The sequence below is a fragment of the Stenotrophomonas sp. Steno-C15 genome (assembly GCF_056393265.1).
On record NZ_JBWJPF010000011.1, the window covers coordinates 59,645 to 71,979 of the forward strand.

15 protein-coding genes and 2 tRNA genes are annotated in these 12,335 nt (G+C 61.4%); 6 read left to right on the forward strand and 11 right to left on the reverse strand.

Features of this window, described 5'->3' with window-relative positions; all coding sequences use genetic code 11:
- Positions 1-236: 236 nt before the first annotated feature.
- The 5 genes from AC06FB_RS10520 to AC06FB_RS10540 form a co-directional block, all read right to left on the reverse strand.
- Complete coding sequence (locus tag AC06FB_RS10520) at positions 237-2,246, reverse strand: SGNH/GDSL hydrolase family protein (RefSeq protein ID WP_478053662.1); 2,010 nt, start codon at positions 2,244-2,246, stop codon at positions 237-239.
- A 236-nt stretch (positions 2,247-2,482) separates the two neighbouring features.
- Positions 2,483-2,556, reverse strand: a tRNA-Gly gene (locus AC06FB_RS10525).
- A gap of 431 nt (positions 2,557-2,987) precedes the next feature.
- Complete coding sequence (locus AC06FB_RS10530; RefSeq protein WP_478053663.1) at positions 2,988-3,701, reverse strand: hypothetical protein; 714 nt, start codon at positions 3,699-3,701, stop codon at positions 2,988-2,990.
- A complete protein-coding gene (locus AC06FB_RS10535) occupies positions 3,694-3,930 on the reverse strand; it encodes a hypothetical protein (protein ID WP_478053664.1) in 237 nt (78 codons plus the stop codon). Before AC06FB_RS10535 ends, AC06FB_RS10530 begins: the two co-directional genes overlap by 8 nt.
- 28 nt (positions 3,931-3,958) lie before the next feature.
- The gene (locus AC06FB_RS10540) at positions 3,959-4,267 is read right to left on the reverse strand and encodes a hypothetical protein (RefSeq protein ID WP_478053665.1); all 309 of its coding nucleotides are present in this window, start codon (positions 4,265-4,267) and stop codon (positions 3,959-3,961) included.
- A gap of 137 nt (positions 4,268-4,404) precedes the next feature.
- On the opposite strand from AC06FB_RS10540, the gene AC06FB_RS10545 reads away from it, so the two are divergent.
- Positions 4,405-4,935 carry a hypothetical protein gene (locus tag AC06FB_RS10545; protein ID WP_478053666.1) on the forward strand — a complete coding sequence of 177 codons (531 nt, stop codon included), beginning with the start codon at positions 4,405-4,407 and terminating at the stop codon, positions 4,933-4,935.
- On the opposite strand, the gene AC06FB_RS10550 is transcribed toward AC06FB_RS10545, so the two are convergent.
- The 3 genes from AC06FB_RS10550 to AC06FB_RS10560 are packed head-to-tail and all read right to left on the reverse strand — an operon-like array spanning position 4,911 to position 5,993.
- Positions 4,911-5,315: a recombination protein NinB gene (locus AC06FB_RS10550; RefSeq protein ID WP_478053667.1), complete on the reverse strand. Its 405-nt coding sequence runs from the start codon at positions 5,313-5,315 to the stop codon at positions 4,911-4,913. The genes AC06FB_RS10545 and AC06FB_RS10550 overlap by 25 nt on opposite strands.
- Positions 5,312-5,518, reverse strand: a complete 207-nt coding sequence (locus AC06FB_RS10555; protein WP_478053668.1) for a hypothetical protein — start codon at positions 5,516-5,518, stop codon at positions 5,312-5,314. Before AC06FB_RS10555 ends, AC06FB_RS10550 begins: the two co-directional genes overlap by 4 nt.
- Entirely contained in the window at positions 5,508-5,993 is a 486-nt protein-coding gene (locus AC06FB_RS10560; protein WP_478053669.1) for a hypothetical protein, read from the reverse strand. The genes AC06FB_RS10555 and AC06FB_RS10560 overlap by 11 nt, the downstream gene beginning before the upstream one ends.
- Here AC06FB_RS10560 and AC06FB_RS10565 point away from each other — a divergent pair.
- Positions 5,985-6,659, forward strand: coding sequence for a tyrosine-type recombinase/integrase (locus tag AC06FB_RS10565; protein ID WP_478053670.1), 675 nt, complete (start codon positions 5,985-5,987; stop codon positions 6,657-6,659). The two genes, AC06FB_RS10560 and AC06FB_RS10565, sit on opposite strands and share 9 nt — an antisense overlap.
- A gap of 16 nt (positions 6,660-6,675) precedes the next feature.
- Here the strand turns inward: AC06FB_RS10565 and AC06FB_RS10570 are convergent, their stop codons facing one another.
- From AC06FB_RS10570 to AC06FB_RS10580, 3 genes are all read right to left on the reverse strand, one after another.
- Positions 6,676-7,485 carry a hypothetical protein gene (locus AC06FB_RS10570; RefSeq protein WP_478053671.1) on the reverse strand — a complete coding sequence of 270 codons (810 nt, stop codon included), beginning with the start codon at positions 7,483-7,485 and terminating at the stop codon, positions 6,676-6,678.
- Positions 7,486-7,607: 122 nt separating this feature from the next.
- Entirely contained in the window at positions 7,608-9,101 is a 1,494-nt protein-coding gene (locus tag AC06FB_RS10575; RefSeq protein WP_478053672.1) for a P-loop ATPase, Sll1717 family, read from the reverse strand.
- Positions 9,102-9,256: 155 nt separating this feature from the next.
- Positions 9,257-9,333: transfer RNA gene (locus AC06FB_RS10580), tRNA-Arg, on the reverse strand.
- 109 nt (positions 9,334-9,442) lie between these two features.
- Here AC06FB_RS10580 and AC06FB_RS10585 point away from each other — a divergent pair.
- The 4 genes from AC06FB_RS10585 to AC06FB_RS10600 all read left to right on the forward strand — a co-directional run bounded on the left by AC06FB_RS10585 (position 9,443) and on the right by AC06FB_RS10600 (position 12,330).
- A complete protein-coding gene (locus AC06FB_RS10585; protein ID WP_262218443.1) occupies positions 9,443-10,045 on the forward strand; it encodes a phosphatase PAP2 family protein in 603 nt (200 codons plus the stop codon).
- A 77-nt stretch (positions 10,046-10,122) separates the two neighbouring features.
- Positions 10,123-10,455 carry a hypothetical protein gene (locus AC06FB_RS10590; protein ID WP_053516758.1) on the forward strand — a complete coding sequence of 111 codons (333 nt, stop codon included), beginning with the start codon at positions 10,123-10,125 and terminating at the stop codon, positions 10,453-10,455.
- A 119-nt stretch (positions 10,456-10,574) separates the two neighbouring features.
- Positions 10,575-11,639: a polysaccharide biosynthesis/export family protein gene (locus tag AC06FB_RS10595; RefSeq protein WP_478053673.1), complete on the forward strand. Its 1,065-nt coding sequence runs from the start codon at positions 10,575-10,577 to the stop codon at positions 11,637-11,639.
- A 64-nt stretch (positions 11,640-11,703) separates the two neighbouring features.
- Complete coding sequence (locus AC06FB_RS10600) at positions 11,704-12,330, forward strand: YjbF family lipoprotein (RefSeq protein ID WP_065175569.1); 627 nt, start codon at positions 11,704-11,706, stop codon at positions 12,328-12,330.
- Positions 12,331-12,335 lie beyond the last annotated feature (5 nt).

Below are 12,335 nucleotides of genomic sequence, written 5' to 3' on the forward strand. Positions count from 1 at the left end.
CAATGCTCGGATTAGGTGACGCAGCCTGCAGCAGCCCCTTGCGCGGTACTCGTACCGCGCAAGGGATTCAGCCCCATAGGACAGCACCAGCCCTTGACGTTGGCGATGCTGCTGGCCGTCGAGCCTCCTTCCTTGGAGGCCTACTAAGTCAGCCGGGCGGTCAACACGCCCAGGAACAATCGCGAGGACCTGCTGCAGCAGGTCGAGTGAGGCCGCCGTCCGTCCGCTGCCCTCGCCTACTCGAACGCCTCGGGCAGATCGAGCCGCAACCTTGCGAGCATCGCTTCGTTGCCGGCCACGCCCGGGTGCACGTTGTCCCCCGAGTTCATCACCGGATCCCAGGTGGCCCCGTCGTTGTTAGCGGACAAGGCCAGGTCGAAGCGAACGGGAGGTAGCAGATCCGCTCCGAAGTACCCCCCGACAATGTCGATGTTCATCTGCGCGCGCAGGCCGGCCGGCGTGCCGTTCAGGGGCGGCAGGCAACCGATGGCGATTCGGCTCGTCCTTTTCCGCAGCGCGTTGAGGATCGCTGTCATGTTGCTGCGCCATGCCGCCTGTGTGCCGGCAGTCAGGGCATCGTTGGTGCCCAGCGTCACGACCACCACCGTATCCCTGCCGCACAGCGAGACAGCCTCTCCCATTGCGCTCACGGCGTGACTGGACAGCTGGCCGCCCCGAGCCATGACCACCGTGTCCAGCGATCCCTTCCCCGCGCGCTCGGACTCGACCATGCGCGACCAGGTCTTGTCGTACTCCGGGTAGGGCAGCCCACCGATCTGCGAGCCTTCTGTGATGCTGTCGCCGAGCAGGAGGACGGCAGCCGGCCGCGCCGCAGGGAACGGATAGTCCGCGACCATGCGGAACCTGTCGACGGCTACGCCGCCGGCAGTGGTCGACGGGAACACCAGGCAGGGAGCACCCCAGGCCCGCCCGCTATCGGCTCCCGTGCCCGCGCCATAGTCCAGCACCAGCTCGACCTTCTCGCCGCTCTTCCTGTTGGTGAGGGTGAACTTCGTGGAGAACCAGCTGCGCTGCATGTCCAGCCGGACCTGCGAACCGGCCAGGGTCCAGGGCACTGCAACCTCAGCGGCAGCGGCCCCCGGCGCGGTGGTTCCATTCCACTTGTAGACCCGCAGCTGTCCGGTAGCTCCATCCACGATCGCAACAGGGCTGTCCAGCACCGTCCCGCCGCTGTCGCGCACAAAGCCGATGCCCCACACCTGTGCCGCTGCCGTGATATCGGCGTATGCGGTGAGAGTACGGCGCATCAGCAGCGACTTCCCGTAGTAGGTCGGGATGCACCGGTTGCCCCAAGAGGCGGAATCCGCGCTGACGAGGTTGCCGCCAGAGACCGCCGCGCCGGCGAACGACCATCCCACGGGAGGCGCGGCGAAACTCTCGTCAATCAGCGCCGGGCTGAACTCCGGCCCGATCAGGTCCAGCAGCGTCCGCTCCAGCGTTCGGTATTCGACAAGAACAGCGACGCGAACGGCCGAAGTCCCCCAGTCCTGAACCTGCCCCACCTCCGTCGCCTGCGGGAATCCGGAAGTCGAAAGCGAAGGTCCGCCACCACTCAGGAACCTGACATGGTTGCCACTGCCCGAGCGCAGGTAGACGTGGCCACCAGCCGGAACATCCACATCGGGGAAGTCCTGGCCAGCGACCCAGGTATTGAGGCCATCCACGAACGGGATCGCATGACGGAAGGTCACGACTCGGCTTGCATCCTGTGCCTCGATGATAGCCACGCCCGCGCCGGAGTAGATGGCCTGGATCCTCTCAACGCTTCCGCCCGGTGACGCGTCGGCAGGGCCATAGCCGTATGTTGCCGACGCATTGCCCGTGTAAGCCTCGGAAACGGACCCAACCGACACCAGCTTCGTACCTACAGCAGGAAGATCCAGGAACTCGGACGCTTTCCGGGAACCTGCCTCAGCAGCGCTCGCTTGAACCTCCACAGACGCCACGCGGGTGTCGAGAGGCTGTCCGTCGATCGACTGGAGATCGACCTGCAGCGCAAGCCTGCCGGTGTAGCTCAACACCGGCGGGGATTGAACATCCCCCACCGCGGTCGAAGCCTCGGGGTTCCATCGTGCGGTTCCGATCTGGGTGCCGCCGGGGGTATCGAATGCCAGGTTCACACCGGTCAGCGCCTTGTAAGCGATGAAGGACCCCTCCTCCGCGACCAGGTCAATGCCGATCGATGCCACACCTGCAGCAGGGATCGACATCGGGTAGATGGCCACCGTCCTGGTGCGGATCCCGTCACCCACTGGCGAAAGCACGTGCACCTCGCCAGATGCGGCCGCTCGGAACCGTGCCGACACGCGACGCAGAAGCGCGCGGGAGGGCAACGGACTCGAACGGGCGACCTCCGGGTAATGAGCCCGGCGAGATGCCGCTTCTCTACGCTGCAGGTAGGTGCCCGCCCCGCTGCCGGCTGGGCGCGAGGGTTGATCCGGTCGGGGGTTACGGGCGTAGATGGAGCGGGCCATGGGAATCGAACCCATGTGGGCAGCTTGGAAGGCTGCAGCCTGACCACTCGGCCAGACCCGCACAACAAAAAAGCCCCGCGGGATGGCGGGGCCCTTCAACCAATAATGTAAAGCCTGTTAAGGCTTGATCCCGGCTTGGTAATTGTGCCGGTACTGACGGCCTTCTTCGTGGACAACTATCTCTACAGTGTCGCCAGTCCGGCTGTGATGGCTCATCGCTTCGTCCTCAGCCGCCTCCAGAGCCATTTCGAGATTCGGCCACCGTCCCGGCATCGCTGCAACGCCAAGATGACTGCCCTTGTTAAACATCCATTGTCCACCGAGCTTTCGTACAGACAAAGTGACTCGCATAGAGATCCAACTCGAACTGGCGCGGCTCATTCCGCGAAGCTGATTTTACCGCAAAGTCGGTGTTGGCCGATGGCCAAGCCTCGCGATGCTAGGGAATCTACAGGGGATTTCGTAGAGTCGGCAACTCTACATTTTTGAAACCTATGCAGCGCGCGGCCGAGCTGGTTGGTCGCGATTGCTCAATGCGCGGGACAGCTGTCGCGCTGCGGCCTCACCGGCGTGATTCAACTCCGCAAGCAACCATTCGAACACCGGCTTCCAGCGCTTCGGATAGTCCGTCGGATGGCAGTCGATGGCCATCGCTCGCCGGCGATCCGGCACGGGCTCGATGCCGGTGCACCTGCACGCAGGGCAGCCCTTATCGTTCACCAGTCCAGTGCCCTTACAGTTGGGGCAGCGGTTCCCGCTGGCCAGCTCCGCCAGCACTGCGTCGACCATACGCGAGAGGTGCTGGTATGTGTTCCTCGGCCAGGCGTTGGCGCGCGCGATCGCCACTGCAGCCTCTCGCTCACGCAGGATCCTTCGTTGAGCGTCGGACAGACTGCGCCGGCTCAGGCTGACCATTTCCTTGGAGAAGCTTAGGTCCTCTTCGGCCTCGGCCAGCGCACGCGCACGCCGGGTGAACTCTGGACGCACGATTGCAAGGACCGCCTCGGCCAACTTGGCCCGATGCCGCATTGCCCCGTCTGGTAGGTAGACGGCCTCCATCACCTCACGGCCAAGCCCGGGCGGAACCATTCCCAGCGCGGCGGCGATGTCGGATGTCTGCAACGAGGGCGCACCGCCGCCCTGCCCGATATCAAACCGGCAGGTCTGGGGATTGAGCCGTGCCAGCAGTTCGCGTCGGTCAGCCATCTTCTCTCTCCTGTTGCATATGCTCCCGGCTTGGCCGGTCAATGGCGTAGCGCATTTGTCGGCGGCTTCCGGCGACCTGGACAAGCCCGGCGTCGGCCATGTTGCAAAGCGCCTTGATGGCCTTCCTTCTGTTGATTCCGCACGCGTGAACGCCGTCGGCGATCTCGGAAGCGAGGTGCCAGCCGGGGTGTTCACCCATCCAGAACCGGACAGCGGCGGCGAGACTCATGGTTCCACCATGCTCATGTATATGACACTCATACAGCCACCATGATCAGTCCGTCCTGCCACATGGCGAGAACGGTTCGCTCATGGCCGGCCTGCCAGATGAGGGCTCTCTCCTCCTCCGTGTAGCGCCGTCCCTGGTCCAACTCCTGATGGCACGCCCGGCAGCCACTGGCGAAGAAGCAGTCGTGGGCCTTCAGTGCCCCACCCTTTCCGTGGCGGTTCTGGTTGCTGTGGCAGGGCTCACCGTACCCGCCCACGCAGACGCCAGGGATGAGAAGCGTGCATTGGATGCGGTACGCCAGGTCCAGCAGGTCGCGGTCGCGGTAATTGCCGTGCATCAGGCATTTCTCCCGCATACAATCGCGCGATCAGACACAGGGGATGTGACGTGGCGGATCCAATTAACTACTGCAGCTGGTTCTATAGTTCTTTCTGCATAACCCAGAGTGAGTGGGCTGCATGGACCCAGGCGGGCATGTCTGTCGCCGCTATTGTTTTCGCCGCGCGCTTGGCATCCACGCAGGAGCGAAGACTTCTCTCTAGGAGAGCCTATGCCATCGCTTATCTGATTGAGGAAGCAGACGACCAGTGCTTTTCTGCGTTTGTTGGATACCGAACCAAAGGCCAATTGAAGGACGCCGTTCTTCCTTTCGGCCATCCCCTTCAAGCAGCATTGGATGAACTTAAGCAAACGCGGGACGCGCTCAAGAGCGTGGTTCTTCATGATCTTCCTGATAACCGCTTGCAGCCGCTTGTCAATACGGCCCTTCGCTGCTGCGAGCATGCGATTTCCCTCATCGACGCACCAGCAATCACAGCTGAGCCAAGCTCCCCGGACGTCACTCGAAAGCTCAACGAGATCGTGCGGCAAACCCAGGTTGCGCGCGAAAAAGCCATACCCGTCACTGCGAGCTTCGTGACATTGCGCACAAAGCTGCATCAGAGATTCAGCTACTGGCGTAGCGCGCGGCGCTATCGATCTCACGCGGCCTCCGAGAAATCATGAGGATTGAATCCAAGGCCCAGCAACACGGTGTCGGACCAACGAACCGGCTTGGCGCACAGCCCCTGCTCTTCCGGGTGGTCGCCGATCTGAACCAGCACAGTGATTGCGTCGCATGCCATCGAACTGGTGAGCTTCAGGCTTGAGCCGCCGAGCATGATCATCCCCGGGGCGCCCTGCCCCCGGTCGATCGCCGGCATCAGGCGCCAACCCAGCATCGTGCCGGCGACCATGTGCCGCCAGTCGTCCTTAGTCAGGCGCTGGCCGTGCCAGGACAGGCCCTCGGCCAGATCGCCGCAGATGGCGTTGAGCATGCGCTGCTGCTTGGAAGTCATCATCCCTTCGCCGCGCTGCTTCCAGTCTTCAGGTCGGATGGAGGTCACGCTGCTTCCCTATTCGTCAGCGGCCCGGCGTAGTGCGTGATAGGCACCAGCCGCATGCCCAGTCGCCATTGCGTCTGTCCGCGCGTGGCGTAGATGACCAGTGGTTTCTCGCCGTAGCCGTAGCAGACGTACCAGCCCGCTTCGGCCACCGGCTCGGCCGCATCGCGCAGCTGCAGGACTAGGCGCGGCAGTTCACGCGGCATGGCGCACGCCCTCCTGCTCGTGAGTCGTCTCTTCTTGGGCGGCAGGCTGCGGATCGGCCGCCATGCCGATACCGAGCTCACGGGCGATGTCATCCATGTGCCGTGCCACCTGCTCGCGCGTTGCCGGTGCGGACCGAGTCAGCTCATGCGCAATGTGGGCTTCGGGCGCCGGCGGCAGTTCCGCGCCGAGCATCACGGCCTCCTTGGCCCGGTTGTAGGCCGCCAGCAGCAGCTTGTCGGCCTTGTCGGCGCTGGCCATCCGGTAGCGATGGCCATCCAGGTACTGCCACACCAGCCGGGTGAATCCGTCCTGCTTGCCCGTGTCGGCACGCACGGCGTCGAACGGCGGGATGCCAAGGCACATCATCCGGAACTGCGGCAGCGTCGGTGGCCACGGCTCTGCACTGGCGATGCACGCGGCCAGGCCGTCGGCCACCGGCCGATCGACAGCATCCGCGCAGTTGAGGTGGAGCAATACAAGCGCTCCAGGCTGCTGGACGACAAGGCGGCAAAGGAAACTGTCGGCAAGGAGATTCGGAGGTTGAAGGCGGCATTCAACCGCGGCGTCGAATGGAAAGAGCTTGACGTGAACCCGCTAGCGTCCGTGAAGGCGCCTCGCGGCGTGCGGAGCGTGGCCGTCAAGTTCTATGACCGGGCGGCAATGCGCCGGCTATATCGGGCAAACCCGGCACGCGCGTCTCTGTGGCTCTTCATGGCCCACACGGGGCTGCGCCGGGGCGAGATCATCGGCTTGGAGAAGAGCTCCGTCGTAGCCCACCGTCTGCTTGTGGAAAGTGAGCCAGACGAGAAGGGCGACGGCCGGACAAAGTCAGGGAAGTGGCGCGAGGTTCCGCTCAACCGCTATGCCAAGTGGGCGTTACGCCACCTCCCAGATCCGTTAGTTACGGTGCATAAGGACACATTGTCGGATTGGTTTAAGAAGGATGCGGAGGTGGCCGGTGTGGGCGGACATCTACACAGACTTCGGCATACCTTCTGCGCTCACATGGTCATGGCTGGAGTTCCTCTGCGACGCGTCCAGTTGTTGGCAGGCCACGCGGACTATGCAACTACGGAAAAATACTACGCTCATCTAGGCCCAGAGGGTGACGAGCGAGCAGTAAGCACTCTGAAGTACTGAGAAAGTCCGCCGCCGGTCAGAAAATGTCCGAAGCAATCAGCTTCGCCCTTAGCTTCTCAGCCAGGGCCCCATAATGCGCCGGCAATCTATCAAGGACTTTACTGACGCGAGTTATCTCTCCGGCGGTAAGTTTCCCACCTTTCTCGATCTTCTTGAGCATAAAGTGCATCACGTTAGGCAGCTCGTCCGTACCCCTACGCACGCAGAGCTCCATAACTCCCAAGGCATCGGTCAACGCCATACTGTCACTAGGGTTCGACTCCATCCTTTCCTTCAAACGAGCCAACTCAATACTGAACACCTTGCCTGAGATAGTCTCCAGAGCATCAGATATCTTCGTCATCGAGGCCATCGTAGCGGCTTCACTACGAGCACTTGCAAGCTTGACCTCTTCCGACACAACACCGGAAATGTTTAGATCAGCTACTTTTGCAATGATCAGAGCCTCAAGCTCAGCCTTCATAGCGATTTTATCGCGCTCGTACACCTTAAAATTTGCAAACCATCCAAATCCAAGCAGAAGACCCACCAACACAAATGTTCCACCGAGAGCCCAGTAAACCGTGCTCAGTAGGGAATCCTGAAAATCCTTAGAATACTGAAGTTGAGCTCGGAGCAAGGCCAACTCTTGCTTGGCGGCCTGACTTGCGGTGTTTGCAATCCTTGCACTGCTCCCACCGGAAAGCGACGTTAGTGACTCGACTTCAAACTCGAAGCGAGCGTCCGGCGTCAGAGGCCGAGCTTGCACAGCAGTGACCGCAAGAAGGAGCAGGGACAGAAAGAATCCAACGCACAGGCCTCGCATCGCAACCCCCTGAAGAAACATGCTGAGTACAAAGGTGGACGCATCTGAGCGCGCCCGTTTGCATAGGCTTCAGACTTAGCAGGCGCCGAAAAATGCCAAGGGCATACTTGGCGCAATAAATCGCCCGCTTTAGTTATACAGCCCTATCTCGCGTAAGATTTCAAGCCATTGAAGAATGCACTGCGTACCGCCCAACGAACAGCATCGTCTGTGCGAATACTCTTCCAATGGTCTGGGTATCTCATAACGTCGCGCACCTCATAACGGTCACCTTGAGGATACCTCACCTCAAGAAAACCAATTCGGTACAAAAATCTCGCCAATGCAATGTCAGGCTCACCATAAGAAACGCCTTTGTGCAATTTCACTTGACCATTACCGATCAAGCCCCGCAGGTGTTTATACAAATCAGAAGCCAGCCACTCCAACCGCTTCCCAGTGAATGACTGCAGGCAGATATCCAAACCAACGCACAGAGAACCAAACTCCGTCTTGAGAAACTCGAGCTGATCAGTGGAGTAGTTAGATTCGGCCTCATTGATAACAACGCCCGTGATAGGAAACCTATCAGCCCCGTCAAGGGCGAACTTAATTAGATTGCGCAAGCTGCGGGGCGTATACATCGAGCGACGAACAAAATAGCTAAACGAATCGCTTTCAGCACCATTCTTCAACGTCACGTTTACCGGAAAGAAAACGTGCCACATCTCATCAAACGGCACAGCAATGCTATGAGGGTCAACATCCAGCGCCAAACCTATCGCGTAGCGCAAGCGCTGACGAGTCCATTTTTTTAGATCACCCACATCCCAGTTCAGATGCACTACACCACCAACTTTGTCGGAATAGTGCCAGCCAGGATTCAAGTTGAGCCACAGATCCTGCCGAATGAAAAGGTGAACTTCTCCATTCCTGTTTCCATGGGTGATGCGGTCTGCAGCTTCAATGGCATCACGAATCAATCGAATGCTCGCAGCTCCGCCCTCTTCTTGAAGGTTGTCAAAATCGTCAACGTAAAGTACGAAGCTTGTAGCATTCGCCACCCTAGTGATTCGTTCAGCGCTAGCCCTTTCTTGGCCCGCATTTTCTGAGGTCAGCTTCTTGGCCCAGGGAACTAGAACCTTAATTGCATCAACGATTCTTTCGCCGAAATCGCGTTCGGTGATACCCTCGGTTTTCGCCCAAGCGCGAACGGCTATCTCGTCATCGTTCGTCAGCAAAGTGCCCGTCATTGACCGCGCGAGATGTCTGACAATGAGCTCCGCATAGATCTGAACCCAATCTGCTACGGCGCCGTAGCCACGCTGCGTGGCCTTTGCCAGGCGCTCAGAGTGAAAGGATGCGAGCTCGTCTGCGGAAGCGTCGATGACCAGGGTTTGGGTCTCGCTTCTACGCTTCTCGCTGCTCGCGATTCGAACTGCAGACTTACCTGCCCCCTTCCTAGCCACCGCAACGGTCGTGCTCGGAGAAACCGCCTTCGAAAACCACTCCGGCTCGATCAACAGGTCTGTGTACCAGCCATCCTGAGCCGAATCTCGCTCAGCATTAGGGAAGCCAATGAAAGAAGAGTCCTTAGACCACCGTTTCCGAATGATCTCCAACTGCCCAGCGCTAAGCGAAAGAATTTGCCTCTTCACCACAAGACCCCCCTGTCAGGACTAACAGTACGAGTAGGCCCTAGCAGCGCGTCGCTACTGCGGCACTGCCATGTGCCAACTGTGCCAAATTCACACTCGACAGTGCCATCGGATGCCAAGCATCCACGGCGACAGCCGCGCTAACCCTTTGATTTTGGTGACCCCGGCCCGATTCGAACGGGCGACCTTCCCCTTAGGAGGGGGACGCTCTATCCAGCTGAGCTACGGGGCCTTGCGCAAGCGGTAAAGCATACCGCGTCCAGCTGAATGGACCAAGCCACCGACGATCGCCGCGCCATCGGCGGCAGGTATGCTGGCCGCCCCCACATCAGTCCCACCGGATGTCCGAGTTCTGGCTTTTCCTCTCCAATTTGGGCGACAGCCGCTGGCTGCTGCCCATGGCCATGGTGCTGCTGCTGGCATTGCCGCGAAGCGAATCGTCCTTGAGGCGACGCTGGGCCGTCGCCATCGCCGTGACCGCTGGGCTGACCTTGGCCTCCAAGCTGGCGTTCATGGGCTGGGGGCTGGGCATTCAGCGTCTGGACTTCACCGGCATTTCCGGGCACGCCGCCATGTCCAGCGTGGTGTACCCGGTGGCTCTATGGCTGACGGTGAGCACTGGCGAACGCAGGGACCTCCGCTGGTTCGCTGCAGGCTCTCTGCTGGCCGGTGCAATCGGGTATTCGCGACTGCCTATTCAGGCGCATTCGACATCGGAGGTCATCTCCGGCCTGGCTCTGGGCCTTGCTGCAAGCTGCGCGGTGCTGGGGACATCGGTCGCCCACTCGCGGCCGAAAGTCCGGGTGCTGTTGCTGGCCTTCGTGACGGGGCTGGTGGTTCCGGCGGCCATTTCGGATCTTCGGACACACGATCTCATCAGGGACGCCGCCAAGCTGCTGTCGGGGCGAAGCAGCACGCATGAGCGGCATGACCTCGGGAACTGAACCCGGCGCTTGACACTGCGGGCCTTCCGCCGCAAGATTGGGGTGAAATTTTCCCTAACGGAGTAGGTGCCTCTCCCATGTTCAAGAAGACGATCGCCGTTCTGGCCCTGGCGGCATTCTCCGCCTCCCCGATGATGGCCTTCGCGCAGGACGCGCAGGCAACCACTGACGCCGAGACCCCGGCTGCCGAAGTGACCGCCGGCGCTGAAGCCGCTGGCTATTCGAACGCTGCCATTTTCGGCACCACTGTAGTTGGCATTGCAGCCGCAGCTGTGGCTTACAGCATCGGTGGCGACAGCAGCAGCGGCAGCGACGACAATGGTGGCGGCGAACCCGGTGGTCCGGGTCCGGGCGGCCCAGGCACCGGCGGTACGGGTGGCACTGGCGGGACCGGCGGCACCGGCGGCTGATTCGCCCTGCTGTTCGAGCAAGCCCTCGCCGGGCAATGCACGGCGGGGGTTTTTTATGCCTGTCGGAAACCCACCACATGAACATGAAGCCTCTCCGTATTCTCGCCACTGCACTCACTGTGCTGGCCGTTTCCGGCTGCGCATTCGCGCCAGGTCAGCACCTGCGCCGAAGTGATGTCACTTCGCAGAGCAGCGACGATGGCCGACTGGAAATCGTCACCATCACCTCCAAGCTGATCGCCCAGGAGCATGCAGCTCGCAACGAACAGACGCTTCCTGCCGAGCTTTTCGATTACCAGCCTTCCCCTTACCAGGTCGGCATCGGTGACATCCTCTACGTGACGGTCTGGGATCACCCTGAACTCACCGTACCCGCCGGCTCCCAACAACAGGGCGCGCTCGCCGGTCGTCTGGTGCAGAGCGATGGCACGCTGTTCTACCCCTACATCGGGAAGGTCAAGGCGGCGGGCAAGACCCCGTCTGAGATCCGTGAGGAAATCAGCCGGCGCCTCGCGCAGTACGTGGAATCGCCGCAGGTGGATGTGTCGGTCCTCAACTACGGCAGCCAGCGGGTGTGGGTCACCGGCGCGGCCGAGCGGTCCTCGCCCGTCCCACTCGGTACCTCGCCGCTTACCCTGACCGATGCCATCAGCCAGGCCGGACTGAACGCAGCCCAGGCGGATCTCTCGGGCATCCAGTTCAGCCGCGACGGAGTGAGCTACACCATCAACCTTGAAAGTCTGGCCAAGGAACATGGTGGGCGCCAGCTGTTCCTGAAGGATGGCGATTCAATTTATATCCCCTATCTGGATCGCAAGGAGGTCTTCGTCGTTGGCGAGGTCAACCTGCCAGGCGCGTACAGCTTCCGGACTGGCGACGTCACATTGAACCAGGCGCTCGGTCGTGCACGCGGGCTGCTGCAGCAGACGGCCAATGGCAATGCGGTGTACGTCATCCGCGGCAGCACCGATCTGCAGCAGGAGCCTTCGGTGATCTATCAGCTGGAAGCACGCTCACCAACAGCATTTGCCGTTGGCAGCCAGTTCAAGCTGCAGCCCGGGGACGTGGTGTTTGTCGGCGCCGCAGGTGTGAGCCGCTGGAACCGCTTCGTCAACCAGCTGCTGCCCTTCACCAATATCCTCTACACGGCCGCGCGCACCGGAACCGAAGTCAGGGACAACTGACATGGCGCGCACGGGAGCAGCCTCGGTGCGTTCATTCCGACGCACTTCAGGCCGTCTATTGCGCATGGCGTTGATCGCCGTGGCGCTCGTGCTTGCCGGTTGCACCACCGGCAGCCGGGCAACGGCGGACAGCTTCCGGCTGTTGCTGCACAAGCCCGTTGAGGTCAGCCCCGCTACCGTGGCGGCAAATCGCTTCCCGCAGGTGCTGGTCGAGACACGTGACCTGACCGCGGTGGCCGTTCTTGGCTACGTTGATGGTGGCCGGCAGCAGTGGTACGCCGGCACGCATGCCGTGATCGAGCTGGACGGCAACGGCGTGCTGCTGGGCTCAAGCGGGCTGGGACGTCAGTTGCAGACGCGGATCATCGGCGCGTCCCCCTTCGACCGCCTGACGTCGTTAAGCGGACCGGCACAGGTGCAACGCCAATACGACTGGATGTCGTCGTATCAGCTCGGCGTTGTCGTCACCGGCACGCTGACACCCGGCGCCACCGAGGAGGTCAGGATTCTCGGCCGCACCCGCACCCTGCAGCGATTCGTCGAGCATCTCCAGGGCGGCGGAATGGACACGCAGAACATCTACTGGGCGGACCCGGCGACCGGATTCATCTGGAAGAGCCGGCAGCATCTTGCCCCCGGGTACGTCGTGGAACTCACCCAGCTCAAGCCCTACCGTGCCCCGAAGGGATGACAGGC